The organism is Vibrio paracholerae (genome assembly GCF_037672085.1).
Lineage (GTDB): Bacteria > Pseudomonadota > Gammaproteobacteria > Enterobacterales > Vibrionaceae > Vibrio > Vibrio cholerae.
Window position 1 is genome coordinate 994,192 of record NZ_JBBHLM010000001.1, and the last position, 23,737, is coordinate 1,017,928.

At 46.3% G+C, this 23,737-nt stretch carries 21 protein-coding genes; 10 read left to right on the forward strand and 11 right to left on the reverse strand.

Annotation, left to right across the window (positions count from 1 at the left end; all coding sequences use genetic code 11):
* Positions 1–183: 183 nt before the first annotated feature.
* Entirely contained in the window at positions 184–1,557 is a 1,374-nt protein-coding gene (locus tag R4537_RS04770) for a diguanylate cyclase (protein ID WP_071179412.1), read from the reverse strand.
* Positions 1,558–1,773: 216 nt separating this feature from the next.
* Here R4537_RS04770 and R4537_RS04775 point away from each other — a divergent pair, with 216 nt between their 5' ends.
* Together R4537_RS04775 and R4537_RS04780 are read left to right on the forward strand one after the other, a co-directional pair.
* On the forward strand, positions 1,774–2,382 hold the full coding sequence (locus R4537_RS04775) for an alpha-ketoglutarate-dependent dioxygenase AlkB family protein (RefSeq protein WP_071179413.1): 609 nt from the start codon (positions 1,774–1,776) through the stop codon (positions 2,380–2,382).
* A gap of 152 nt (positions 2,383–2,534) precedes the next feature.
* Positions 2,535–3,743, forward strand: a complete 1,209-nt coding sequence (locus R4537_RS04780; protein WP_071179414.1) for a DUF3541 domain-containing protein — start codon at positions 2,535–2,537, stop codon at positions 3,741–3,743.
* Positions 3,744–3,767: 24 nt separating this feature from the next.
* Here R4537_RS04780 and R4537_RS04785 read toward each other — a convergent pair whose 3' ends face one another.
* A complete protein-coding gene (locus tag R4537_RS04785; protein ID WP_071179415.1) occupies positions 3,768–4,691 on the reverse strand; it encodes a DMT family transporter in 924 nt (307 codons plus the stop codon).
* 100 nt (positions 4,692–4,791) lie between these two features.
* Between R4537_RS04785 and R4537_RS04790 the strand changes: the two genes are divergently transcribed.
* Together R4537_RS04790 and R4537_RS04795 are read left to right on the forward strand one after the other, a co-directional pair.
* Positions 4,792–5,697: a LysR substrate-binding domain-containing protein gene (locus R4537_RS04790; RefSeq protein WP_071179416.1), complete on the forward strand. Its 906-nt coding sequence runs from the start codon at positions 4,792–4,794 to the stop codon at positions 5,695–5,697.
* A 166-nt stretch (positions 5,698–5,863) separates the two neighbouring features.
* Positions 5,864–7,039 (forward strand): GGDEF domain-containing protein, encoded by a 1,176-nt coding sequence (locus tag R4537_RS04795; RefSeq protein ID WP_071179417.1) that lies wholly within the window; start codon positions 5,864–5,866, stop codon positions 7,037–7,039.
* A 2-nt stretch (positions 7,040–7,041) separates the two neighbouring features.
* On the opposite strand, the gene R4537_RS04800 is transcribed toward R4537_RS04795, so the two are convergent.
* Positions 7,042–7,338: a hypothetical protein gene (locus R4537_RS04800; protein ID WP_080483579.1), complete on the reverse strand. Its 297-nt coding sequence runs from the start codon at positions 7,336–7,338 to the stop codon at positions 7,042–7,044.
* A gap of 175 nt (positions 7,339–7,513) precedes the next feature.
* On the opposite strand from R4537_RS04800, the gene R4537_RS04805 reads away from it, so the two are divergent.
* The gene (locus tag R4537_RS04805) at positions 7,514–8,362 is read left to right on the forward strand and encodes a pirin family protein (protein WP_071179419.1); all 849 of its coding nucleotides are present in this window, start codon (positions 7,514–7,516) and stop codon (positions 8,360–8,362) included.
* Between the two features lie 137 nt (positions 8,363–8,499).
* Here R4537_RS04805 and ppnP read toward each other — a convergent pair whose 3' ends face one another.
* Complete coding sequence (gene ppnP / locus R4537_RS04810; RefSeq protein ID WP_071179420.1) at positions 8,500–8,787, reverse strand: pyrimidine/purine nucleoside phosphorylase; 288 nt, start codon at positions 8,785–8,787, stop codon at positions 8,500–8,502.
* 538 nt (positions 8,788–9,325) lie between these two features.
* Between ppnP and R4537_RS04815 the strand changes: the two genes are divergently transcribed.
* Positions 9,326–9,766, forward strand: a complete 441-nt coding sequence (locus tag R4537_RS04815; RefSeq protein WP_071179421.1) for a DUF2850 domain-containing protein — start codon at positions 9,326–9,328, stop codon at positions 9,764–9,766.
* A gap of 8 nt (positions 9,767–9,774) precedes the next feature.
* Here the strand turns inward: R4537_RS04815 and R4537_RS04820 are convergent, their stop codons facing one another.
* The gene (locus tag R4537_RS04820; RefSeq protein WP_080483581.1) at positions 9,775–11,052 is read right to left on the reverse strand and encodes an MDR family MFS transporter; all 1,278 of its coding nucleotides are present in this window, start codon (positions 11,050–11,052) and stop codon (positions 9,775–9,777) included.
* A gap of 361 nt (positions 11,053–11,413) precedes the next feature.
* A complete protein-coding gene (locus R4537_RS04825) occupies positions 11,414–13,774 on the reverse strand; it encodes a Lon protease family protein (RefSeq protein WP_071179422.1) in 2,361 nt (786 codons plus the stop codon).
* 203 nt (positions 13,775–13,977) lie between these two features.
* Between R4537_RS04825 and R4537_RS04830 the strand changes: the two genes are divergently transcribed.
* Positions 13,978–14,472 carry a hypothetical protein gene (locus R4537_RS04830; protein WP_000422922.1) on the forward strand — a complete coding sequence of 165 codons (495 nt, stop codon included), beginning with the start codon at positions 13,978–13,980 and terminating at the stop codon, positions 14,470–14,472.
* Positions 14,473–14,500: 28 nt separating this feature from the next.
* Complete coding sequence (locus R4537_RS04835) at positions 14,501–16,120, forward strand: ABC transporter ATP-binding protein (protein ID WP_071179423.1); 1,620 nt, start codon at positions 14,501–14,503, stop codon at positions 16,118–16,120.
* Between the two features lie 168 nt (positions 16,121–16,288).
* Here R4537_RS04835 and R4537_RS04840 read toward each other — a convergent pair whose 3' ends face one another.
* The 5 genes from R4537_RS04840 to R4537_RS04860 all read right to left on the reverse strand — a co-directional run bounded on the left by R4537_RS04840 (position 16,289) and on the right by R4537_RS04860 (position 20,791).
* Positions 16,289–17,020, reverse strand: a complete 732-nt coding sequence (locus R4537_RS04840; RefSeq protein ID WP_071179424.1) for a transporter substrate-binding domain-containing protein — start codon at positions 17,018–17,020, stop codon at positions 16,289–16,291.
* Between the two features lie 19 nt (positions 17,021–17,039).
* Complete coding sequence (locus R4537_RS04845; RefSeq protein WP_032471988.1) at positions 17,040–18,587, reverse strand: methyl-accepting chemotaxis protein; 1,548 nt, start codon at positions 18,585–18,587, stop codon at positions 17,040–17,042.
* A 161-nt stretch (positions 18,588–18,748) separates the two neighbouring features.
* Positions 18,749–19,492, reverse strand: coding sequence for a substrate-binding periplasmic protein (locus tag R4537_RS04850; protein WP_071179425.1), 744 nt, complete (start codon positions 19,490–19,492; stop codon positions 18,749–18,751).
* Positions 19,493–19,645: 153 nt separating this feature from the next.
* Positions 19,646–20,545, reverse strand: coding sequence for a LysR family transcriptional regulator (locus tag R4537_RS04855; protein ID WP_001200834.1), 900 nt, complete (start codon positions 20,543–20,545; stop codon positions 19,646–19,648).
* Between the two features lie 99 nt (positions 20,546–20,644).
* Positions 20,645–20,791, reverse strand: coding sequence for a hypothetical protein (locus tag R4537_RS04860; protein WP_002031330.1), 147 nt, complete (start codon positions 20,789–20,791; stop codon positions 20,645–20,647).
* Here R4537_RS04860 and R4537_RS04865 point away from each other — a divergent pair.
* On the forward strand, positions 20,751–22,445 hold the full coding sequence (locus tag R4537_RS04865; RefSeq protein WP_071179426.1) for an L-lactate permease: 1,695 nt from the start codon (positions 20,751–20,753) through the stop codon (positions 22,443–22,445). The genes R4537_RS04860 and R4537_RS04865 overlap by 41 nt on opposite strands.
* 120 nt (positions 22,446–22,565) lie before the next feature.
* A complete protein-coding gene (gene lldD, locus R4537_RS04870) occupies positions 22,566–23,702 on the forward strand; it encodes an FMN-dependent L-lactate dehydrogenase LldD (protein WP_002052291.1) in 1,137 nt (378 codons plus the stop codon).
* The last annotated feature ends 35 nt before the right edge of the window (positions 23,703–23,737 follow it).

The following is a 23,737-nucleotide window of genomic DNA, read 5'->3' on the forward strand; positions in this document are numbered from 1 at the left end:
AGAAGGGTCAATCTAATAAATGCAGATTACGTGCCAACTTTTCATTAGCGACTTTTGCATGAAAATCGGGCAAAAAACGAACAGTTTCATTACAACCACACTCATAAACGAATGACGAAATGCGATTTTCTTTGCAAATCGCAAAAATAACTTTAGCAAAATGCAAATTTGGTTCCATAAAGATCAAAATCGATAGAGTGGGTTTTGCCTACGTTTAGCGATATACATACGTTCATCAGCTAGTTTGAACATTTCATCCGGTGTGGCAAACGACGGGTCATACAAGGCGTATCCAATACTCACACGTATATGGATAAGCTTTTCCTCATAAACAATCGGCGTTTCAGAAATCCTTTTTAAAATATTGTCACTGACTTTCAGTACATCTTGTTCACGATGAATACGTGGAATTAAAACGAGAAATTCATCTCCCCCAATCCGCGCCACCAGATCAGAAACCCGCAGGCTTGATTTAATTCTTTCCGCACAAGCCACCAGCACTTTATCGCCTGCGTGATGTCCATGGGAATCGTTGATAGATTTAAAACGATCAATATCAATGTTCAACAAAGCAAAGTTACCATCACTATGAGAGCGCTTAGCATTTTCAAAGTAATGTTCAATGGTATAGATAAAATAGCGCCGATTTGGCAATTGAGTTAAAGGGTCATGTAGTGCACGCCCTTCCGCAACTTGATAAAGGCGCATGATGACGCCAAAGCCTGCCATCAATACCAATAACACCGAATATCCCAATAAGCGCACTGCATTTCGGGTATACCAAGGTAACTGCTGTAGTAAATCTTGTTTTTCAGCGACTGCAATTCGCCAACTTCCATAAGGTAAATACACATTCTCTTGTGCAAAAGCGTGCTCAAAAACCCGAGGCTCCCCAAAAAACACGTCGCCCTCACTGCCACGGCTGTCTAGCCCACGAATTGCAACCTGAAAATGCTCCCCAAAACTTTTAATACTGGTAGCTGAAAGCAAAGAATCCCAATCCATCACAACACTGAGCACACCCCAATACCGGGTATCCTTCGGAGGGTCGTAGAATATCGGCTCTCGAATCACCAGCGCACGCCCCCCTTGAACGAGGTCGACAGGCCCAGAGACAAAAGTTTGTTTGATTTCACGAGCTTTTTTTATTGACTGCCACTGCTGTGGAATGGTGCGGTAATCCAACCCAAGAATTGCATTGGTCTGAGGAAGAGGATAGCTGAAAACGACCACGTCATTGGGTGCAATCCCTAATGAGCGCAAGTGATCGCTATTTCTGATCACAGCGGCTGAAAGCGGTTCCCATTGGTAAATGTTGAGCTCAGGATCTAGGGTTAACAGGGTTGTTAAACCTTTTACGATATAGATATCACCCAAAATCTCAGCTTCTAATTGAAAACGTACAATTGAGAGGCCTTCTTTGGCTTGTTGACGTAAAGTCTCTTGTAGATCACGTTTATGACTAAGATGAAGAGATTCAATAACTGCTATACCCAAAAAAAGTAAGGCAAAAAAATAAATTGAGACATACTTATATTTGTTCGAGGTGAACCCCATCCCTCAATCCTCAGTTTTATTATTGTTTGTTGATTACTGAGTGAACCACGCAGATCCATTCGCAAACGCACTACGACTTGTCGCTACTCAAACGCGGCAATGCTTTCAAGCAGCAAAGGAGATAAGCCATCCGAATATCACGATAGGCTTATTGAATAGATTAACGCAAATGTACAATAAAGAAACTAACTGATTATAAATTTGTAAATATAACTCATGATGAAAAAACTGTTTTTGGACACTCATTCCGCTTCTGGCGAGATAACGTTAACCGATGGTTTACTCTACTGGTTTCCGCAATTTCTCACCCAGATTCAAGCCGACCAAGCTTTTCAGCACATGCTTGCGCACTTGGATTGGCAGCAGAAAAGTATTCGTCTATTTGGTAAAAGCGTGCTTCAACCGCGACTAATCGCTTGGTATGGCGAAAAAGGCTACCGTTATTCTGGTCTCTCTTTGTCTGCTCAACCCTTCCCACCACCGCTGCTCACTTTAAAGACGCAGTGCGAACAGGCCGCGCAAACCCCTTTTAATTCTGTGCTCGCGAATCTTTATCGCGATGGACAAGACTCGATGGGCTGGCATCAAGACAATGAACCAGAATTAGGCCCTAATCCGGTAATTGCCTCCCTCTCATTAGGAGAAAGTCGCCGATTTCTGTTGCGCCATCACAAGGATCATGCCTTGAAAATCGAATGCGAATTGAATCATGGGGATTTGCTGATTATGGCAGGGAACACTCAGCACTTCTGGCAACACGCCATCCCAAAAACTCGTCAAACCAAGCAAACACGGATTAATCTTACTTTCCGTAATATTCTTTAATACCCAAACTACTTGGCGTTGCAAATAAATGAAACGTGTTGACACAAACTCGGATTATTGACATACCACTAACCAGAGCCTCACATCGATCCAGTTCCGCTGCGCTAGAGTTTTTTGGGTCTAAAAATGCGCAAAATTGATCGGGAACTGTAATGATGAACAAAACTCAAATAGCGGTTGTCTCTAGCCTTATCGCGGCACTGATTCTTCCCACTTTTACGAGCTACGCACAAACCCATCCTTTGGGGGGAGCGCCTAAAGCTCAAAATAGCGCACAAAGTTCTCTCGAAAACCTAGGCCACAACATAGCGCCATCACCAAGCGTAGTCGTACCCGTTTCCTTTCAAGCGACTGCTGACCTTATTAAGCAAACTTATGAAAGCCAACTGTTTACACTCCCCGTTTTTAAAGAAGGCCACTATGCACTGCGTATGTATCGCCAAACCTTAGACGATAAATACGCGGCGGCGATTGGCAGTGATTTATCACGAGTCGCCAGCGGTTTGAACTACTTTGCCGCTGAAGTGAACACGCCCGAGCAAATTCAACGTTACGCTCAGAAGCGTCTAAAACGCTATCAACACAGTGATGATGAGCGCACTCAACGCCGTTTCGCCGCGACGCAAACCATGCCGGAGTATCTCTATCTCGGGATCGATTTGCTCGGCTCAATGGCTCGCGCCAACGAATATGGGCTGCAACATAAGGAAGACACCAAGCTGCGCCAAGTTTTACGTCGGTATGACTTCACACCCTACGCCACAGACAGAGCGATGATTGAAGCTTGGGCAGCACAATTAGCCAATCAGGTGTATTGGTTACGTCAACTCGGTGAACAAGACGTGGTTGAGCCTTTTATCCAAGCCTTTCGTGATACCTATCCAGATCAGCGTGATAGTGAGCTGAATGACCAACAATACGGCAATAAACTGTATGGTATGACACATATTATCTTTGCGGACTCAGAATACTACCAACATCCGGTGAGTCAGGAGCAACATCAGTGGATTTACGACTATTTCCGCGCCAACATAGACACTATTTTGCTGCGCGCTAAGCCAGACATTGTGGCCGAAGTCGGCATTGCTTTCCTACTCGCAGGGCTAGAAGATGATCCTGTGGTACTTAAAACCCGCCAGTTTATTCAAGCGGCCGTCGATAAAGAGCAAGGAATGATCCCTTCCACTTCCGGTGATTTCGATTTATCTCTCGGTGAGCACCGCAATGTATTGGCAATTATGCTGCTTGATTGGCGTTCGGTAAACCTAGCCCCGCTGGCAGGTAAGCACTCCAAAGTCTTTGCTGATCTGCCTTATGGCTTAATCAAAAAAGCACCCAATCCATTAAAAGGCCAAGGATGAAATAAGCCTCGACCAGTCATATTACTAAGCGGCTTTTAATCTGGTTTTTCGCTCGGTTAAGCGAGGTAGAATCCCATTAATCACCGTGGTGATTATGATCACTGCGAGCCCAACTTGCTGGGCGAGCGTGTAGTCGACATCAAAAAACAGCACTTGCCATAGGGCGCTGAACAGCAGATTCGTAAAGATCAGTGGAGCCAGTTGCGAGCCCGATTTCGCTAAGCGATAAGCTTTTGCGCGAAATACTTGCGTATTAACGACGAGGATGGCGCTGAGCAATAAAGCCGCGAATGTCACAGCTCCTGAGATATCCCAACTCATCCCTAAACTTGCCACAACATCGCGACTCCAAGGCACCAGCAATAACAGTGGGCTGAGTAATAACGCTGCGACCAAAAATGTCCAACCATGAATTTCTATCGAGCGCATGTCACTTTGCGCTGCACGATACAAGCTTAACTGCGAACCCGCATTAAATAAACCTGCGCTCAGACCTGCAAGCAATTCTGGTCGCCACTCAATTGAGCCCGTATTGCCTGCCAGCATAACCACTCCAACGAAGATAATGCACACGCTCAGCACCGTTCGCCAAGCCAATTGACCACCCCATAACCACTTTTCCAATAAAGGAATGAAGAGTGGACCAGTACTGAATAGCACGACGCTTTCCACCAGCGAAAGGGATTGCAATGCATAGATAAAACAGAGCTGGCTGCCCGCAATACAGACGGCACGGATCAACAAAGAAAACCACATGTTTCTCTGCGGCCAACGAAAATGGGTCAACTTCATTGCAACCAGTAAAAATAGCGCCGGAATAATAAAACGTAAAAATCCCAATAGGGTGATGGGGATAATGTGCGACAAATATTGTGTCAGTAAACCGGTTAGCGACAAACTAAAGGTAGATAACAACATAAATAACACTGGGAAAACATGGTTGGGCATACAACTCTCCTTACATTGCTGCCAATTGTAAGCAGATGACCGGATAAAAAATAACGAGTAATATTGACCAAACCTGTTAGAGATACTTACAGATCACCTTATGCGTAAATTGGCCCCCTTAAAATCCCTCTACTCTTTTGTCGCTGTGGCGGAAACAGGCAGTATGACACTGGCAGCAGAGGCACTCAACGTCAGTCACTCGGCCATCAGCCAAGCGATAAAGTCATTAGAATCGCAACTCGGTCAGCCGCTTTTTCATCGAGTGGGTCGTCAAGTTGTCCTTAATAGTGCAGGCAAACGCTATTACCAAAAAGTAGCGCCCGCTCTTGAGCAAATTGTCGAAGCGACGGAGTCTTTACTCAAACCAACGCACTCCAATCGTATCACCTTGAATATGATCAACTCGTTGGCACTCCACTGGTGGATTCCACGCGTCAGCAGTTTTCAAGCCTTTGCGCCAGATGTTGATGTACGCATTTCAACCTTAACCGGTGCTTTTTCTTTGGAGGAGCAAGGTGTCGATGTTGCTTTAATCCACGGTCAATGGCGCGAATGGCAAGACTACTATTGTGAGCAATTAGCCGATGACGAACTAGTGATGGTCGTCAGCCAAACCATAGTTTCGGCGACCATGTCCCCCCAACAGGCATTGGCTCAATTTCCAGCGATTTTTGTGAATAATCCAAGGCGGCAAACCGATTGGGATATTTGGTGCCAAGCCAATCAAGTCACGCCACCACCGCAACAGCGTAATCTTTCTTTTTCGGCATCAGCGCAAGCACTGCAAGCCACGCTGAGTGGTTTAGGCGTCTTTGTCACCCACAAACTGTTTATTAAACAAGAATTGGAAAGTGGAATTTTAAAAGAAATTGGTCAGCCCGTGACTCATCCCGATCAGGGATACTATTTCGCTTGCCGACCTGAAGCATTGCGTTCTGAAGCGGTATTGACACTAAGAAGTTGGTTACGTAATGAATTCCAACAAAATCAAAACACACAAAAGTAGTAGATTATTTTTATGTAATTTGGACAAGCGTCATCATATTCAATGAAGGAAGTGGAGTTGCATATCAAAAAGATGAATAAAATCACACTATTTCGTTATTTTTCGCCTTCAAACAAACCAATATCATCTAAACTTTAGCTAACTTTACCGAATGGATCGAATTTGGATGGATAGCTTTGCTGGCAACCAATTAAAAGAGATGACAGAGATGCGTTTTGCTCGTAAGCAGCATATTGTCCTGATCAGCTCTGGTGTTGCTACCGCTATTTTTCTTGGATTTGCCCTTTACTACTATTTTAACCATCAACCTCTGTCATCCGGTTTATTGTTATTAAGTGGTATTGTCACCTTATTGAATATGATTTCGCTGAATCGTCACCGCGAATTACACACTCAAGCCGATTTAATTCTGTCATTAATTCTGCTCACTTATGCTCTGGCCTTAGTCAGCAATGCTCAGCATGAATTATCGCATCTCTTATGGTTATATCCGCTCATCACCACTTTAATCATGATTAACCCTTTTCGGTTAGGATTGGTTTACAGTGCAGCGATATGCTTAGCGATGACCGCCTCTATCCTTTTTAATCCGGCACAAACGGGCTCGTACCCTCTTGCACAGACCTATTTTTTAGTGAGTCTATTTGCACTGACGATTATCTGTAATACCGCTTCTTTCTTTTTCTCAAGAGCGATCAATTATATTCATACCCTATACCAAGAAGGTATTGAAGAGTTGGCTTATCTTGATCCGTTAACAGGCTTAGCCAATCGTTGGAGCTTTGAAACTTGGGCCACAGAAAAGCTCAAAGAACAACAGAGTTCGAATACCATTACCGCGCTTGTTTTTCTGGATATTGATAATTTCAAACGCATTAATGACAGTTACGGCCATGATGTTGGCGATCAGGTGTTAAAACATTTTGCACACCGTCTACGCAATAATATTCGTAATAAAGATCGAGCCACCAATCAACATGATTATTCCATCGCTCGATTTGCTGGTGATGAGTTTGTGCTCTTGTTATATGGTGTGCGAAATTTGCGTGATCTCGATAATATTCTCAACCGTATCTGTAATCTCTTCGTCGACCGCTATCCTGAGACGGATATGCTCAACAACCTCACGGTGAGTATAGGGGCAGCTATTTATCCCAAAGATGCGATCACTCTGCCGGAACTAACCCGCTGCGCAGATAAAGCCATGTATGCCGCCAAACACGGTGGAAAAAATCAGTACCGCTATTACCATGATGCCGCTTTTCCTCCGACCGTAGATACCATATTAGATAGCCAGCCTATCGACCCGACCAACGTAACCCCACTGAAAAAAGCGCACTAAGCTCATCCAAACATGTACATCAACCATAAACATACTGCGCCAAAGACAGCCATCCAGGCTGCATAGCGAGCAGTGTTAGGCTTATCAGGCTTAGGTTTAACCACCTGTTTCAACGCCGTCCGTTTAGCGTATTGCATAAAGCTAGGATCCGCCTCGCGTATTTCTTCACGCTTATGCTGGGCAGAATTCGCCGCCTGCGTGAAACGCTGCAACTGCTCTTTGGTCAGATCTTTGCTTGGATCGTAATTCGGATATCGATCGTTATGTTTGGGCAACATAGCCATGGCAATCCCTCCCATTCATTCGCTACCCCTTGATATGGAGTGTAACGGCTAATCTTAGGTTGACCCACACCATCACTCCCCAATCATTCAAATTTCTCGAATATGAAGATCAACTTCCCCTGCTGCTCATTTACCTCTGGCTTATCTACAATTTCCCTCATCATCGCTCAGTCTGCAATGGAGAAGTCTCATGACTAAAGACCGCGAAATTCGCCAAACAGTTCCCGCACAACCCACCTCAGATGGTGATGGTGTGAAAATTCAGCGTATTGCAGGATTCCAGCGCCCCAATTTCTCGCCGTTTTTGATGCTTGATGAAATGAAAGCCGATTCTCAAGCCGACTACATCGGTGGCTTTCCACCTCATCCGCATCGCGGTATTGAAACCTTGACTTATATGCTGCAAGGCCATTTTCAGCACCGAGATCAGATGGGAAATGTGGGCGAATTACGATCCGGCGGCGCGCAATGGATGGCAGCAGGACGTGGCGTGATCCACAGTGAAATGCCGATTATGCAAGAAGGGCAATTGCACGGCTTCCAAATCTGGCTTAACCAGCCGGCTCGCAACAAGATGTCGCCCGCGAAATATCAAGATTTCCAGCCTGAAAGTATTGTTGAACGCCATCATCCACAACAAGGTTTACTGCGCGTGATTGCCGGTTCCGTCGAGGTAGAGGATCAAACGATAACAGGCCCATTAACCGATACTGGCGTGCCTGCCACCGTTGTCGATTGGCGAGCAGAAGCGGGTCAAGACATCAGCATCAACACGCCGCCTTATTTTAATGCCATGTTGTACGTCTATCGTGGGAGCCTGAACGTTGGGAAACAGTCGGTCAAAGCAGGACACATGGCCATGCTGACAGCCGGAGAACAGCTCACCCTGCGTGCAGAGCAACCTTGCGGCAGCTTGCTTTTAATGGGGCACCCCATCGATGAACCCGTTGTGCATTATGGCCCATTCGTGATGAACAGCATGGCTGAGATTGAGCAAGCGATCCGCGATTACAATGCAGGGCATTTTGAGACCTACTGATGTTTCATACCCAAACGACTTGGCGTTGCAGGTAGGCAGCAAGTCAGTGACAAAGTTGTCTGGAACCAATATGCACAGCCATCGACTGGCCTTTGGTGAGAGTATGCCACACCTGTAGAGGTGTGGCTTTTTTCAATTTAAGCAGGCAAAAATTCACACAGATAAGCGGTCGCGACTTCCACTTGCAGATCAAAAGAGGAATTACCCGCCACTTCAAACGCATCACCTGCAGTAAAGGTAACCCAGTCAGCATCGGTGACACGCTTAATAGTAAGCGCACCTTTGACTACCGTCATGCGCTCTGGTGCACCAGTACCGAAAGTGTATTGGCCAGGAGCCATCACGCCAACCGTACTCTCTCCATCTTGCTGGCTGAAGCCCAATGACTTTACGTTGCCATCAAAATACACGTTTTCCTTGATCATTTTTTCTTCCTGTCTGTCATCAATCACTACAGTCGTTTAACTGCAAAATTCAAGCGAGAGTTGTAACCCATCACTTCACTTTGCACAAGTGCCAGCAATACGCCTTTTGCTAGAAGGTATATACTCATAACAAGGGTGAGAGCATTGACTCGGTATCGAATATGAAACATTCCTCACGAAGCACTCATTTTATTTGAGGATAAAATCACGCTTTTACCGTATGCTTTTTGCGGTTAGAGGTCGCTTAGCACAAGCTAGGCAGCGATATAAACTAGGGCACTAGACTTTGTCGCTGAATCCAATATTTTTGGTTATCCGATGCCCTTAACGCCATGAACTATACCCAAACGACTTGGAGTTGCAGGTAGGCGGCAAGTAAGTGAATCCCCATGAGCATAGGCAAACTATGTGATTGGGGTGAACGAACGTAGCCAACACCGCTGCAACTTCAAGTAGGAAGGGTATAAAGTTCGACACTGAGCGTTGGGTGATTCTTTGTTTGCCATAAACCGTTGTTTGTCATAAACCAAGTGAGAAAATGTCAAAAGAGCTGGTCTTTAAATCTGTATTCTGGTCATCACTCTCTATTCTCGGGGTGGCATTTGCTATGCTGCTCTACGTGAGTTATCAAGACTATGTGAATCCTAAACACGTTTTTGGTTCTTGGATTGAAATCGGTGCACCGAATTACCAAACCGAAGTGCTGCGTTTTAATGAACAAGGTGTCTATCGCAATGATCGCTTGATCAGTACCAACTTTGAATTTGACGGCACAGCCATCACCATTCGTACTGGTAATGGCATCTTCGTTTACGAGCTCTCAGGTACCTTTAACTCACCACAGTTGAAACGAACTCAGCCGATCAACCCTGTACAGCGTTTTATTCGCCAAGGGTTTGAGCACACCATCAGTGATCAAGGAAATAACGCCGTGCAGCTTAGACGCTCGGCGTTATCCGAACACTTCAACGAAAAATAGCCTCCCGTTTAATACTCTGTTGCACGAGATAACCTCTCTTTCTCTCCCATCTCTTGCTCTCGCTGCGCCAGGTAATACAAACCCATCATGGCTAAACACAATACAAAACAGAGCCCGTATAGCCACTGCGCGTTGAGATTTTCGATCATCATACCTCCAGCCAGTGGAGCAATCGCAAAACCTAACGAATAGAGAGCTGCAGCGCCAAAGTAGGAACCTCGTAAATGTGCGGGCGCTAAACGGTCAATCTGCACATTTAACGTCGGGAATGCGATCACCTCCCCCATACTCAATACAAAGCAAGCCAAATACCAACCTAATGGAAAAGCTTCTGGGGTGAACATAAAACCGATTTGCGCAAGCCCCATCAAAGCCATTCCCAAGCGCGTACGTGTAAACAACGGCACGCTTTCCAACAGTTTCAATGTCGGAAACTGGAATAAAATAATGGTCATGGTATTGACCAATACCAACCCGGCCACCAACTGAGCCGCTTCCGCAATCCCAGAGCGAACAATCACTTGTGGCAAAGAGGACTCGACCTGACCATAAACAAACATCATCAGGAAGTTAGCCAGCATCATTTTAACGAACACGCTGTCTTTACTGATCACGCGTAAAGTGACAGAAAAATTGGGGAGCAGTGAGCGATCGGGTTGTTGAAAACGTCCTTTACGCTCTAAAGTGGCGAGCAACCATAAACCAAATAGAAAATACGCAATACCAGTGACTATAAACAGCACTTGCGGATGAGCAAGCGCAAGGGTAATCCCAATTAATGGGCCAATGGCTCCCCCAAGGTTAAGCAGGAAATAACGAACATTGAGCGCCAATTCACGATCTTTTTCATCGGGTAAGTTATCCCCAATCACCGCTTTGCCAGGCGCTTCAATCATAGGCCGCATTAAGCCAGTTAAAACGATCATGATGAAAAATTGCCAGATTTGATTTGAAAGCCCGATACCAGTGTAAGCAAACGTCGCGATCAGGGCACCGCTGACCATCACCCATTTGCGGCCAAACTTATCAGAAAGATACCCAGAATAGAGCCCCGTTAACGAGCCGACCAGTGCCGATGTTGCCAACATTGCCCCCACTTCGGTCGCTGTCGCGTGATAATCTTGATACAGAAACACGATGAGAAAAGGCCATGCCATGAAAAAACTCGTGCGGGCAAATAACGTCCCGACCAGCACAGTCCATACTGGAAAATTAAAACGCTTTACCCTTTCCCATTGAAATAAACTCTCACTTCCCTCTGTAGCTTTTTGCTCACTTTTAGCCATATATTTTCCTTCCCTTGTGCTGACATTATTGGGCGACTGATATCACACCTTGTTCATTATTCCCTCAATATAAAGAGAAAAATTAGGGAAAGATAGCTGAATTTAGCAAAGCATTAAGAGCTGCATAAAAAGGAATAATAAAAAAATTAAACCAATTTAAAACAGTTAGTTATAAATTATTTTTAAAATAAAAAAGCAGCACAACTCGGTTTATTTTATTGGTTTATCTCTGTTTTTCCCGACTTTATCTCTACGTTGACAACTTAATATCAAGTTTACCCTCTTCTCGTTCAGACGACTCCATTTGTACTATAAAAATGGCCGCACAATGGCGGCCTGAGTTATCGTATATAGAAAGGTTTTATTTACGCAATGCGTTAAGCTTAGCTTGAGCAAGGCCAAACACGGTATCCACCGGATAGCTGCCATCATCGGTTGCGACGCCAGCGGGTTTGCCCGTAAAAATCTCGATCGCTTCGGTCACATGATCAATCGCCCAGATATGGAATTCACCTTTTTCCACCGCTTTCACAACATCCGCGCGCAGCATTAGATTGTGCATATTAGAGCGCGGAATGATCACCCCTTGGGTATCTTTGCGTCCTTTGATGGTACACACATCAAAGAAGCCTTCGATCTTCTCATTTAAGCCGCCAATCGGTTGTGATTCGCCAAACTGGTTCATGGATCCAGTAATCGCAATATCTTGTCGATTCGGTTGTTTCGAAAACGCAGAAACAATCGCACAGAATTCCGCCATACTCGCACTGTCGCCATCTACCCCACCATAGGATTGCTCAAAGGTTATGGTGGTGGTCAACGGAATACGTGCGGTGCGCCCAAACACCGAACTGAGGTACGCCGACAAAATCATCACCCCTTTGGAGTGAATACTGCCACCAAGATCGACATTGCGTTCAATATCAATGATCTCTCCCTCACCGTATGACGTTGTGGCCGTGATTCGATTTGGCATACCAAACGCGTGATCGCTGGTTGCCAACACCGACAACGCATTCACTTGCCCTATGGCCACCCCTTCAGTCTGAATAAGCGTGGTGCCATTGACGAAGGTTTCCATCATGCTCTGTTGTAGGCGGTTCACGCGCAGTTCTTGGTTACGCAATGCCTCCTCAACATGGCTTTGACGGATCAAATTCGCATTGGCCTGTTTCGCCACATAGTTAGATTCACGCAGCAAATTGGCAATATGGGCCGAGTGTAACGACAGTTTGGTTTGATCGCCCGTGGTGCGCGAACTGTGCTCGATAATGCGCGCGATGGCTTTACGGTCGCAATGCAGCATATTGGCATCATGCACAATACTGGAAATAAAGCGCGCATAGTGCAGCTCTGAATCGGCATCACGCGGCATTTCATCCGCAAAGTCTGCTGTCACGCGAAACAGTTCACTGAATTCGGGATCATAATGCGCCAGCAATTCATAGGTACGGTAGTCACCAAACAGGATAATTTTCACATCGAGCGGGATGGGCTCGGGATCGAGCGAAACCGTGCCGGTGAGTGTGACTTCTTTTTCCAATGAAGTGAAACTGAGCTGACGCGAACGCAGCGCACGCTTCAATCCATCCCACACATAAGGCTGTTCGAGTACTTTTACCGCATCCATGAGCAGCACACCACCATTGGCTTTGTGCAAACTTCCGGGACGGATCAGAGAGAAATCGGTAAACACCGTGCCTTTGTAGGTCGCGGTTTCAATGTAGCCAAACAGAGAGTGGTAGTTTGGGCTCTCCTCAACCACGATGGGAAACTCTTGTGCATTGCGGCTAACCAGCACGTTCACTTTATAACGGCGTGGCATTTTTTTATCCAAAGACGCATTCGCAAGCTCACCTTGGTCACCGCCTTCATCAAGAAAAATCTCGACATTTTCCACAATATCTTTTTGCAGCTCGGTCAAATACGCCTTGATTTCTGGGTACTTACTGTAATCAAGCTTCAGTTTTTTAATAAAGTGGGCAATCACATCTAAAGTGACTTCATCATTCAGTTTTTTGATTTTCTCGCTGTATGATTCTTCCCATTCGGTCAACTGACGCACCATATTACGCAAACTGACTTCCAACTCATCAATCGTATTACTGAACTGCTCTTGCTCACGTTTAGAGAGCGCATCAAACGTCTCTTCCGTGTGCATCTCCTCGCCATTCAAAGCGACAAACTGATACTCCCCTTGAGGAGTCAAGGTTAAACTCACTCCCCGCTCTTTTGCGGTGCGAGTGATGCTTTCCAGCTCACTTTCTTGCTTTTGTGCAAGCTGGTTTTTTAGCTTTTCAGCACGGCTGAAGTAGATTTCATTATCGAATGCCAATGGGATAGCCGTGACCAGCTTAGTCATCAGTTTTTCAATATCTTGACGAAATTGAATGCCTATCCCACAGGGTAATTTCAGCACTTTAGGTACGCGCACATCCTCAAAATTCGCCACATAACACCAGTCATACAGTTTATTGACATCGTGTTGATGGCGGCTGAGATAACGCAAAATCATAGTACGCTTGCCTAGCCCATTGCGGCCAATCGCGTAGATGTTGTATCCCTTCTCTTTGATTGACATCGCAAACTCGACCGCCTTCTGCGCTCGCTCTTGTCCAACGATCTCATCGATCGGTGCAAGCTCTTTAGTTGACTTACACTCTAGCTTTTCCAGTTTTGCGACTTGGTAGAGCTGCTCAAAACTCAGATGCTGAATCGCCATGGCTCCACTCCTTCCTTCGAGATTATTTACTTCATATGTAGCTCAAGTGTAGAGATAAATCATTGTCTTTTTAGTGACTTATTCCTAATTCAAGACCAAGCGGACAAATAATAGCCAAAATCCACCAAACTCAAAACGGTAATTATTTGCATTTGATAATGAATTGCATTTAAATATCCCTTTCTTGGCGGGGAGAATGGACCATGGAATTACAGCAGTGTTGGAACAGTTTTTTGCAGGCTGAACAGTTACTCAAACAAGGACACTGGTCGCAAGCTCATTACTTGTTAGAAGATGTTCTACATTACATGCCGCAACATATTCATAGTGCCGCACATGATGAGCAGACGAAACCATGCCAGATGGCGTGCTTGATCACTGGATTGCGTGATGCCGCCATCGCGCAGTCTGAAATTTTCAACAACATCGGCCAGTATCAACGCGCGTTTGATGCCCTCAATCAAGCCTATGCTCTGTTGCAATTTCTATCGATTGAAGAAATTGACTTGATGCGCCGCCTTAATTCCACCCTATGCCAAGTGAGCGAATATCTGCTGCGCCATATCAATGCCTTTTGCTACGCGCAGCGCAGTGCCGAATGGCAGTTGGAATATCAACAAGTGGAGAAAGCACACTTCTACTTTAACCAGTTAAGAAGCAGCATGGCTTTACCCACCGCATCTCCCGTGATGAATTAAATCGTGATGAATTGAATAAGGAAATACAATGTCACCCAATCCACTCTTGCAAGTTCGTAATTTAAGTGTGAGCTTTACCACCAATGATGGTGTTATCGATGCGGTGAAAAACGTCAGCTTCGACATTCGCCCCGGAGAAACCCTTGCGATTGTCGGTGAGTCCGGCAGTGGTAAATCGGTTTCGACCAACGCCTTGATGCAACTGCTGCCTAAAAACGCGCGGATCCATCCAGAATCGAGCATCATGTTTGAAGGTGAAGAGCTGCTCAATAAAACGGACACACAGATGCGCCGCATCCGTGGGGATCGGATTGGCATGATCTTCCAAGAGCCGATGACCTCGCTCAATCCCTATATGCGTGTTGGCGTTCAAGTTGCTGAAGCCATTCGTTGCCACCGTAATGTCAGCCAGAATCAAGCGAAACAGCGAGTCTTGGAGCTGTTTCAGCTCGTTCATCTGCCCGACCCCAAAGGCGCTTACCAAAAATTCCCGCATGAGTTTTCCGGCGGTCAGTTACAGCGCATTATGATTGCGATGGCACTGATCAATGAGCCAGATATTTTGATCGCCGATGAACCGACCACGGCGCTCGATGTGACAGTTCAAGCCGAAGTGCTCCGACTCATCAAAGAGATCCAAGCCAATATGGGCATGGCGATTTTGTTTATCACCCACGATTTAGGTGTGGTGAAATTTGTTGCCGACCGCGTGCTGGTAATGTGCAAAGGGGATGTGGTGGAACAAGGCTCTACTGAACAGCTTTTCCAACAACCTGAGCATGATTACACACGCATGCTGATTAACTCGATACCCAAAGGCAATAAAGAGCCAGTTGCTGTCGATGCAGCACCACTGCTCAAAGCCGAAGATATTCGAGTCAAGTTTCTGGTTAAACCGCACTTTATCAGCCGTCGTAATCAGTACTTTGAAGCAGTGAAAGGGATTTCTCTTGAAATCAAGCAAGGCGAAACCCTCGGTATCGTGGGTGAATCAGGCAGCGGAAAATCCACGTTAGGGCGAGCTTTGATTGGATTACTGCCTTCCACGGGTCAGATTGCCTTCAAAGGGCAAGACTTTCGCGCTTTGAGCGAGAAACAGCGCTTAGCCCTAAAGAAAGACATTCAGATGGTGTTTCAAGACCCTTATGGCTCGCTTTCTCCACGTATGACCGTTGGTGAAATCATCACTGAAGGGCTTTTGGTTCACCAACCTCACATCAGCAAGTTGGAACGCATGCAACGGGCGAGACGAGCGCTCGAAGAAGTGCGGTTAGATCCGAATTCGATTAATCGTTACCCACATGAGTTCTCCGGCGGTCAGCGTCAGCGGATTGCGATTGCTCGTGCGCTAATTCTGGAACCTTCCTTTATTTTATTGGATGAGCCCACTTCAGCGCTGGATCGCTCCGTACAGTTAACGGTAATTGAGCTGCTAAAAGAGATTCAAAAACGACGCAACATCGGCTATCTGTTCATCAGCCACGACCTTGCCGTGGTAAAAGCCTTATCAGATCGCGTGTTGGTGATGCAAAAAGGGCAAGTAATGGAGCAAGGCAGTGCGGAATCCATCTTCCATAATCCACAACATGAATACACCAAGAAACTGATCGCTGCCTCTTTCGACATTCTGGAAGAAAGTGCAGCATGATTCATATTAACTTCACGAATGACGTCTACACTTATTATTGTGAATGAAGATTATACAGATTTCACCATGGCATAGCTGCCTTTTCGGTTTGGCCGCCGACAACAAAAACTCGCTCAAGTTGAGCGAGTTTTTTATTCTTTGTTGTTGCAGTTAATCGAAGATAAGACGCTATTTGATACCGTAATCGGCTAACAGTTTATCAAATGTGCCATTAGCTTTAATTTCTGCTAACCCTTTATTAAACGCAGCCACCAGCTCTTCTGCTCGTGGATTGGCTTTTCCTGAAGTCACATGTAGTGGGTTTTCCGAAATCGCTTGGTTGGTGAAGGCAAAATCCGCCAAATTCATACCTGCTTGGGTAATGATCGATTTGGCCACCAGCTCATCTTCTACCGCAAGATCAATCCGTCCAGCTTGTAACTTCTGTAAGTTTTGCGTGAGGTCGGTGGATTCTGGACGGAAAAACGAAGGGTCATTCATAAACTCATCGCCATACCCATAACCACGAACAATCCCAACTTTCTTACCGTTTAAACTAGCCAGTCCAGCAAATTCAAAGTTATCTCCGGCTTTCTTAATAAACTTCACTTGGTTAGTCAGATAAGTCTCCGAATAACTGAGATAGGTGGTTCGCTCTTGAGTAAACCACGTCGCGGGTAGAATATCGATTTTCCCTTCTTTAACATCATTCAACGCCCGTGACCAAGGCATGATGGTAAACTCCACCGTATAGCCTTGAGTAGCAAATGCGGCAGTCACAATATCCACCGAAAGCCCTTTTTGCTGCGCATTCTCCATCACAAAAGGTGGCCATGGATCTTGCGCTGCAGTAATGGTTTGAGCCCAAGCAGAGAAACTACACAATACAACACTGATTAAAGTAGCAATGGATTTCATCATAAACGCTCCCGTTATTGACTTAAGTTCTAAACTTCGCCATGTGTTCGGCAATTAATGCGCTGATCGCGCTGACTCGTTTTGTTCCTTCCGCGTTTTGAGCAGCGCGGTCATAAACACTGTTGGCCGCCTCTGAGGCTTCAACAATTGCAAGGCTAATCTCTTCAATTGCGGTTCTCTGCTCTGCGGCTGATTGATGGATTTGATCGCTTCGTTCAGAAATCATTTCGACTGATGATTTCACATTTCGAATCGATGACTGCGAATGGCTAACCTTCTCTGCTGTTTTTTCCAGTAGTCCGGTCATACGCGTTAACTCTTCTTCTACTGTATTGGTTGCACGGTTCAAATTAGTGATATTGACTTTAATTTGCTCTGTGGATTGACTGGTTTTCACTGCTAGGTTTCGCACTTCATCGGCAACCACTGCAAAGCCACGCCCTTGCTCCCCAGCGCGTGCCGCCTCAATCGCCGCGTTTAAAGCCAGTAAGTTGGTCTGCTCTGAGATGTCATTAATCACATTCAGTACTGTGGTGATTTTCTCCCCTTCGACCAGTAGTTTACTCATCTCCTGATTGACCCGAACCATTTCACTACACATGTTAGAAATATCGGAAGTCGCAGAACCGATTTCATTCACAACATTGTCAGTTAAACGTGTCGCATTAAGTGCTTGTTCAGCCGTCTCATTCACAGTTTGCGCGACGGTTGCGACCGAATGATTCAATTCCGTAGCTGCTGCAGCGATGGTTTCCAACTGATGCTTTTGCTGGTCAATTTGTGCAACGTTTTCTTCCGCCTTTTCCCGGCTCTGCTGTGCTTGTAAATGCAATTCGGCAGAAGCATCATTCACCTCCACGACTATGGTGCGCAGCGTGGTCGTGAACTGATTAATGCCTTGAGTCACAGCTTGAAATTCTTTGTATTTAGGAACGGGTAACTGATGGGTGAGGTCTGCATCCCCACTGGATAGAGTACGGGTTTTATCACCCAACTCATTCAGTGGTTTCAACACGGAGAAGTTCAAGATAATAAACAGCATACAAGGGATGAGAATCGCTAAAATCAATACTTTGAGCAGATTAAATGACACATAATTGGTGAGTTGCTGATGCATAAACTCGTCAGTGTAGCGAATTTCAATCGAGCCTATTGGATTCTTCTTACCATATTCGACAAACTCTAGCTCTCCACCCACGGACGCTAGATTTACGAGTCGGCCCTCGTTTTCCACCGCGATAGTTTTACGTGATCCTTTATCATCAACCTCTTGAGCTAAGGTCAGATACAAGATGACCTTACCCGCAGTGTCGGTAATTTTTATGGATGATATCTCCGGCGTTTTTAACTCCGCGCTAATCGCCGATTTCACCGTCTCTAAGTCAAAATCCCACAGCGGTTTTGGCAAATTCACTTGCAACCGCGTTAAGGTGTTACTGACCGTCAGATTAAGATCGTTAGTAAAAGTATTGAGCGCTTTTTTGTACTCAAATACCGTTAATGCCAGCAAAACTGCACACACTGCAAACACAATCTGTACAATTGAGGCAACTTTAATACTTCTAAACATGTGACCTCCATTAAACCAGAAGGCTCAAGAGAAACTCTCTTCACCTGCAAGTACTTCACAGGCAAGTAAAGTGGCATAGTAGGTTTCTATTCTCCCAAGTTACTTTCCCAATCTGACATTGTTCTTCTGCTACATTGGCAGTCTGCTACTTGGTTTTTCTACTACTTAGACAGGTAGCTATTCATGATTTTCTCGATGTCGATCTTCTTCAAGCCTTCATTAACGATGGTTTGCCACTTCTGACCCTGCGCATCGTTACGAAATGCGATGTGCAAATCTTTTTCGACCAACAATTGCTTATTCATCTGTAACTGATCTTTATCTGCAGCCAAACTGGGATCATTATTCTTGAGGTAGTTAAATACGTTGCTATCAATGACCGCTAGAGGAACGCGACCTTTTGCCACTTTCTGTAAGTTTTGAACATCACTATTGACCGCAGAAGAGAGCAATTGTCCTTGTGCAATCATCGAATCAAGTTCGGGAGTGTTGATGTAGTCGCGAACGACACCAATGGTGTGCGGCTTAAGATCCTCAAGCACCGACCATTGAATAGGATTGGCCACATTTTCCGCAAAACCTAATGGACCTTTGCCGATAGAATCCGAGAAAAGCAAGCTGTTATCTTCAAAAAAGTACTCAGGAAAATAGCCGGAATATTGGGCATCACTTTTAACCAGATGCACCGCACGTGACCAAGGATAGAACTCAACCACCAATTCATGGCCCATCGCTTCAACGGCCGCTTTAACCACCGCAATCGACGCGCCTTTTTCAGCCAACCCTTCACCTGAGTAGGGCGGCCAATCTAGCGAGGTCAGTAGCAGGGTATCAGCCTTAACAGAAAAAGCCGCCGATAATGATAAAAGCGGAATCCAAAGCCATTTGCTTAGTCCATGACGCATTTGAGGCATCCTTCATTCGTTCACACGTTATTCAAAAGGATAGACTTAGGATTGAAAATATGCGCAATTTGTCACCACGCCTTTTTTAAAGGAAATGCCCAAGAGGTGATAATCCTCATAGGAAATGCCCTTAATGAGTGAGTCTTTTATCTTTTAAAAATAATGCGATATCGCTAAATAACGGGCACGTATGTGCTCAATCAACAAACGAACTTTGTTGGGCGGTTGGCGAGTGAATGGATAAACTGCGTAGATACCAAGCTTTTTACCGACCTGTTCTGGAAACACATCCACCAATTCACCATTACGAAAATCGTGATACACCAAACAGCGCGGTACATAAGCAATGCCATGCCCTCCAAGCGCGGCTTTACGCAGTGCAGTGGCATTATCGGTCGAAAAGGTGCCGGATACTTTGACTATGTAGTTGCCTTTTGCCCCTTTAAATTCCCAATCGGTCGCCCCCGTGGTTTGATAGGCGTATTGCAAGCAGTTGTGTCTAGCTAAATCTTCTGGCTTGAGCGGCTTACCGTTGCGGGCAATGTAAGCAGGAGAGGCACACACTACCCACTGCGAGTCCAAAATATGCCGCGCAATTAAGCTCGAATCTTCCAAATAACCGGTGCGGATCACCAAGTCGTAGCCCCCTTCAACGAGATCTACGAAGCGATTATCCAGCGACATATCCACCGTCAGTCCCGGATGTAGGTTACAAAACTCGGCGACCGCATCGGCTAAAATCAGATCGCCCGAGATGGTCGGCACCGACATTTTGATGTGGCCGCTGACGTTTTCGCCAAATCCCACCACCGCGTCCAACGCTTCTTGAGTGGCTTGCTTCACATTTTTAGCACCGTGTAACAACGCCTTGCCGGCCTCGGTCAAGGTCAATTTACGCGTTGTTCGATACAATAGCTGCACGCCAAGTTCTTCTTCCAATCGCGCCAATCTTTTGCTAACCACCGAATTTGTAAGGCCATTTTGCTCTGCAACCTTACTGAAACTCCCCAATTCAATCACTTGATAAAACAAAATTAAGTCATCAGCACGCATCTGATTTTGTCATTTTTGGAAATAATGAATTTCATTATTTCCCTATATCCACAAAAAATAAAGCAGTAAATTCACGCCAACTTAACAACCCCATCACAACTATAAAAAATCAACAACCGAACTCTTACTGGTTAGCCGTACCCTACATTCTGTGCGCGTTAGCTCATCCCGATTGATGGAGAGTTCAAGGACGAGGAAGTACTCCATGAATGAAACAATGCTCGCACTAGTGGCCTTTTCACCCATAGTGGTGGCCGCTATTTTACTGGTCGGCCTCAACTGGCCAGCCAAAAAAGCCATGCCAGTTGCTTTCGCCCTTACCGTTGCGATTGCTCTAACGTTTTGGGATATGTCTGCCAACCGTGTCTTGGCTTCTGTGTTACAAGGTTTAGGTATCACGGTCGCTGTACTTTGGATTGTGTTTGGTGCCATTTTTCTACTCAACACGCTGAAACATACAGGGGCAATTACCACGATCCGTAATGGCTTTACCGATATTTCGCCAGATCGTCGTATTCAAGCCATTATTATTGCTTGGTGTTTTGGCTCTTTTATTGAAGGGGCTTCGGGCTTCGGAACGCCTGCGGCGATAGCCGCACCACTCTTAGTTGCGATTGGCTTCCCCGCCCTTGCTGCGGTGTTAATGGGCATGATGATCCAATCGACACCCGTTTCATTTGGTGCTGTCGGTACGCCGATCATTGTGGGTGTAAACAAAGGTCTGGACACCCACAACATCACGGAAGCGCTGATTGCCAACGGTTCAAACTGGGATGTGTATCTGCAGCAAATCACCACCAGTGTGGCGCTGATCCACGCCTCAGTCGGTACACTGATGCCCATTTTGATGGCGATGATGTTGACTCGTTTCTTCGGTAAAAACCGCAGCTGGACGGAAGGTTTGGACATTCTGCCTTTCGCGATTTTTTCAGGCCTTGCCTTTACTGTTCCTTACGCGCTGACCGGCGTCTTCCTCGGCCCTGAGTTTCCTTCACTGATGGGTGGTCTCGTTGGCCTTGCGATTGTGGTGACGGCGGCGAAAAAAGGCTTCTTGGTACCCAAGACCCAATGGGATTTTCGTCCTGAAAACGAATGGCCTGCGGAATGGTTAGGCTCGCTAAAAATGGATCTGGATGAGGTCAAAGCCAAGCCGATGAGCCTTGCTCTCGCATGGGCACCTTATGTGCTGCTCGCGGTGATTCTCGTCGCTAGCCGTGTGAGTGCGGATTTCAAAGCGTTACTACTGGGTATCAAGGTTTCCTTTAGCAATATTTTAGGTGAAACCGGTATCAGCACTGCCATTGAGCCGCTTTATCTACCTGGTGGCATTCTGGTGTTTGTGGCCTTGATTGCGGTTCTCACTCAAGCTCGCAGCTTAGCACCGATGGGCAAAGCGTTTGGTGAATCGACCAAAACCTTGATTGGCGCAGGCTTTGTACTGGTGTTTACCATCCCGATGGTGCGGATTTTCATTAACTCTGGAGTTAACGGCGCAGATTTAGCCAGTATGCCCGTGACGACCGCCAACTTTGCGGCGGGTTTAGTGGGTGACGCTTTCCCAATGCTGAGTGCGACCGTTGGTGCACTGGGCGCTTTCATTGCTGGTTCCAACACAGTATCCAACATGATGTTCAGCCAATTCCAATTTGAAGTGGCACAAACCCTCAGCATTTCCAGTGTGGTTATTTTAGCGCTGCAAGCTGTAGGTGCAGCCGCAGGTAATATGGTTGCCATCCACAACGTGGTCGCGGCATCCGCGACGGTTGGCCTGCTCGGTCGTGAAGGTGCGACACTGCGCAAAACCGTTTTGCCAACCCTCTACTATCTTGTTTTGACCGGCATCATCGGCATGACCGTGATTTACGGCTTTAACATGACCGATGCTTTAATGAACCGCTAAAACTTTAATCAGTACCGAGAGCGAGCGTCTCGCTCTCATCGCTCAAGCCCCTTGTTGTGCCTCTATGCGCTTGAGCAAAAATGAAACATTCACAGAATAGGCCCAGAATAGGATTGCATTATGATCATTTCCGCTTCGACCGATTACCGCGCGGCAGCCAAAGCCAAACTCCCGCCCTTTTTGTTCCACTACATCGATGGTGGATCGTATGGCGAACACACGCTCAGACGCAATACCGATGATCTGGCCGACATTGCCCTGCGCCAGCGCGTGCTGAATGATATGTCTGAGCTGAGTTTAGAAACCGAACTGTTTGGCGAAAAAATGGCGCTGCCGATCGCCCTTTCTCCTGTGGGTTTAACCGGTATGTACGCCCGCCGTGGCGAAGTGCAAGCCGCGCAAGCGGCGGAAGCAAAAGGCATTCCTTTTACTCTTTCCACGGTTTCGGTCTGTCCGATTGAAGAAGTGGCTCCTTCGATTCATCGTCCAATCTGGTTCCAGCTTTACGTTTTAAAAGATCGCGGCTTTATGAAAAACGTATTGGAGCGTGCCAAAGCCGCAGGCGTGAAAAATCTGGTGTTCACCGTGGATATGCCAGTACCGGGCGCGCGTTATCGCGATATGCATTCTGGCATGAGTGGCCCTAACGCTGCGATGCGCCGCGTATTGCAGGCCATGGTACACCCAAGCTGGGCATGGGATGTGGGCTTGCTTGGTAAGCCGCACGACTTGGGCAACATCTCCAAATACCGTGGCTCACCAACTAAATTGGAAGACTACATCGGCTGGCTAGGCGCGAACTTTGATCCTTCCATTTCATGGAAAGACTTGGAGTGGATCCGTGATTTCTGGGACGGCCCAATGATCATCAAGGGCATTTTGGATACGGAAGATGCAAAAGATGCGGTGCGTTTTGGCGCAGACGGCATTGTGGTGTCTAACCACGGTGGCCGTCAGTTAGATGGCGTGCTTTCTACCGTGCAAGCGCTGCCCGCGATTGCCGATGCGGTGAAAGGCGACCTGAAAATTTTGGTCGATTCAGGCATACGTACGGGTCTAGATGTGGTACGCATGCTGGCACTCGGCGCAGATTGCACCATGCTCGGCCGCTCGTTTATTTACGCTCTAGCAGCGCAAGGGCGCGCTGGGGTAGAAAACCTGCTCGATCTGTATGAAAAAGAGATGCGGGTTGCCATGACGCTGACTGGCGCAAAGAGTATTGCCGAACTGTCACGCGATTCATTAGTCAAAAGATAATAAAAATACCCCCTAACCTTAAACGACTTGGAGTT

Excerpts from the sequence above, each read along its gene's own strand:
- R4537_RS04770 (WP_071179412.1), bottom strand. The coding sequence starts at position 1,557 with ATGGGGTTCACCTCGAACAAATATAAGTATGTCTCAATTTATTTTTTT.
- R4537_RS04775 (WP_071179413.1), top strand. The coding sequence starts at position 1,774 with ATGATGAAAAAACTGTTTTTGGACACTCATTCCGCTTCTGGCGAGATA.
- R4537_RS04780 (WP_071179414.1), top strand. The coding sequence starts at position 2,535 with ATGATGAACAAAACTCAAATAGCGGTTGTCTCTAGCCTTATCGCGGCA.
- R4537_RS04785 (WP_071179415.1), bottom strand. The coding sequence starts at position 4,691 with ATGCCCAACCATGTTTTCCCAGTGTTATTTATGTTGTTATCTACCTTT.
- R4537_RS04790 (WP_071179416.1), top strand. The coding sequence starts at position 4,792 with ATGCGTAAATTGGCCCCCTTAAAATCCCTCTACTCTTTTGTCGCTGTG.
- R4537_RS04795 (WP_071179417.1), top strand. The coding sequence starts at position 5,864 with ATGGATAGCTTTGCTGGCAACCAATTAAAAGAGATGACAGAGATGCGT.
- R4537_RS04800 (WP_080483579.1), bottom strand. The coding sequence starts at position 7,338 with ATGGGAGGGATTGCCATGGCTATGTTGCCCAAACATAACGATCGATAT.
- R4537_RS04805 (WP_071179419.1), top strand. The coding sequence starts at position 7,514 with ATGACTAAAGACCGCGAAATTCGCCAAACAGTTCCCGCACAACCCACC.
- ppnP (WP_071179420.1), bottom strand. The coding sequence starts at position 8,787 with ATGATCAAGGAAAACGTGTATTTTGATGGCAACGTAAAGTCATTGGGC.
- R4537_RS04815 (WP_071179421.1), top strand. The coding sequence starts at position 9,326 with ATGTCAAAAGAGCTGGTCTTTAAATCTGTATTCTGGTCATCACTCTCT.
- R4537_RS04820 (WP_080483581.1), bottom strand. The coding sequence starts at position 11,052 with ATGGCTAAAAGTGAGCAAAAAGCTACAGAGGGAAGTGAGAGTTTATTT.
- R4537_RS04825 (WP_071179422.1), bottom strand. The coding sequence starts at position 13,774 with ATGGCGATTCAGCATCTGAGTTTTGAGCAGCTCTACCAAGTCGCAAAA.
- R4537_RS04830 (WP_000422922.1), top strand. The coding sequence starts at position 13,978 with ATGGAATTACAGCAGTGTTGGAACAGTTTTTTGCAGGCTGAACAGTTA.
- R4537_RS04835 (WP_071179423.1), top strand. The coding sequence starts at position 14,501 with ATGTCACCCAATCCACTCTTGCAAGTTCGTAATTTAAGTGTGAGCTTT.
- R4537_RS04840 (WP_071179424.1), bottom strand. The coding sequence starts at position 17,020 with ATGATGAAATCCATTGCTACTTTAATCAGTGTTGTATTGTGTAGTTTC.
- R4537_RS04845 (WP_032471988.1), bottom strand. The coding sequence starts at position 18,587 with ATGTTTAGAAGTATTAAAGTTGCCTCAATTGTACAGATTGTGTTTGCA.
- R4537_RS04850 (WP_071179425.1), bottom strand. The coding sequence starts at position 19,492 with ATGCGTCATGGACTAAGCAAATGGCTTTGGATTCCGCTTTTATCATTA.
- R4537_RS04855 (WP_001200834.1), bottom strand. The coding sequence starts at position 20,545 with ATGCGTGCTGATGACTTAATTTTGTTTTATCAAGTGATTGAATTGGGG.
- R4537_RS04865 (WP_071179426.1), top strand. The coding sequence starts at position 20,751 with ATGAATGAAACAATGCTCGCACTAGTGGCCTTTTCACCCATAGTGGTG.
- R4537_RS04860 (WP_002031330.1), bottom strand. The coding sequence starts at position 20,791 with ATGGGTGAAAAGGCCACTAGTGCGAGCATTGTTTCATTCATGGAGTAC.
- lldD (WP_002052291.1), top strand. The coding sequence starts at position 22,566 with ATGATCATTTCCGCTTCGACCGATTACCGCGCGGCAGCCAAAGCCAAA.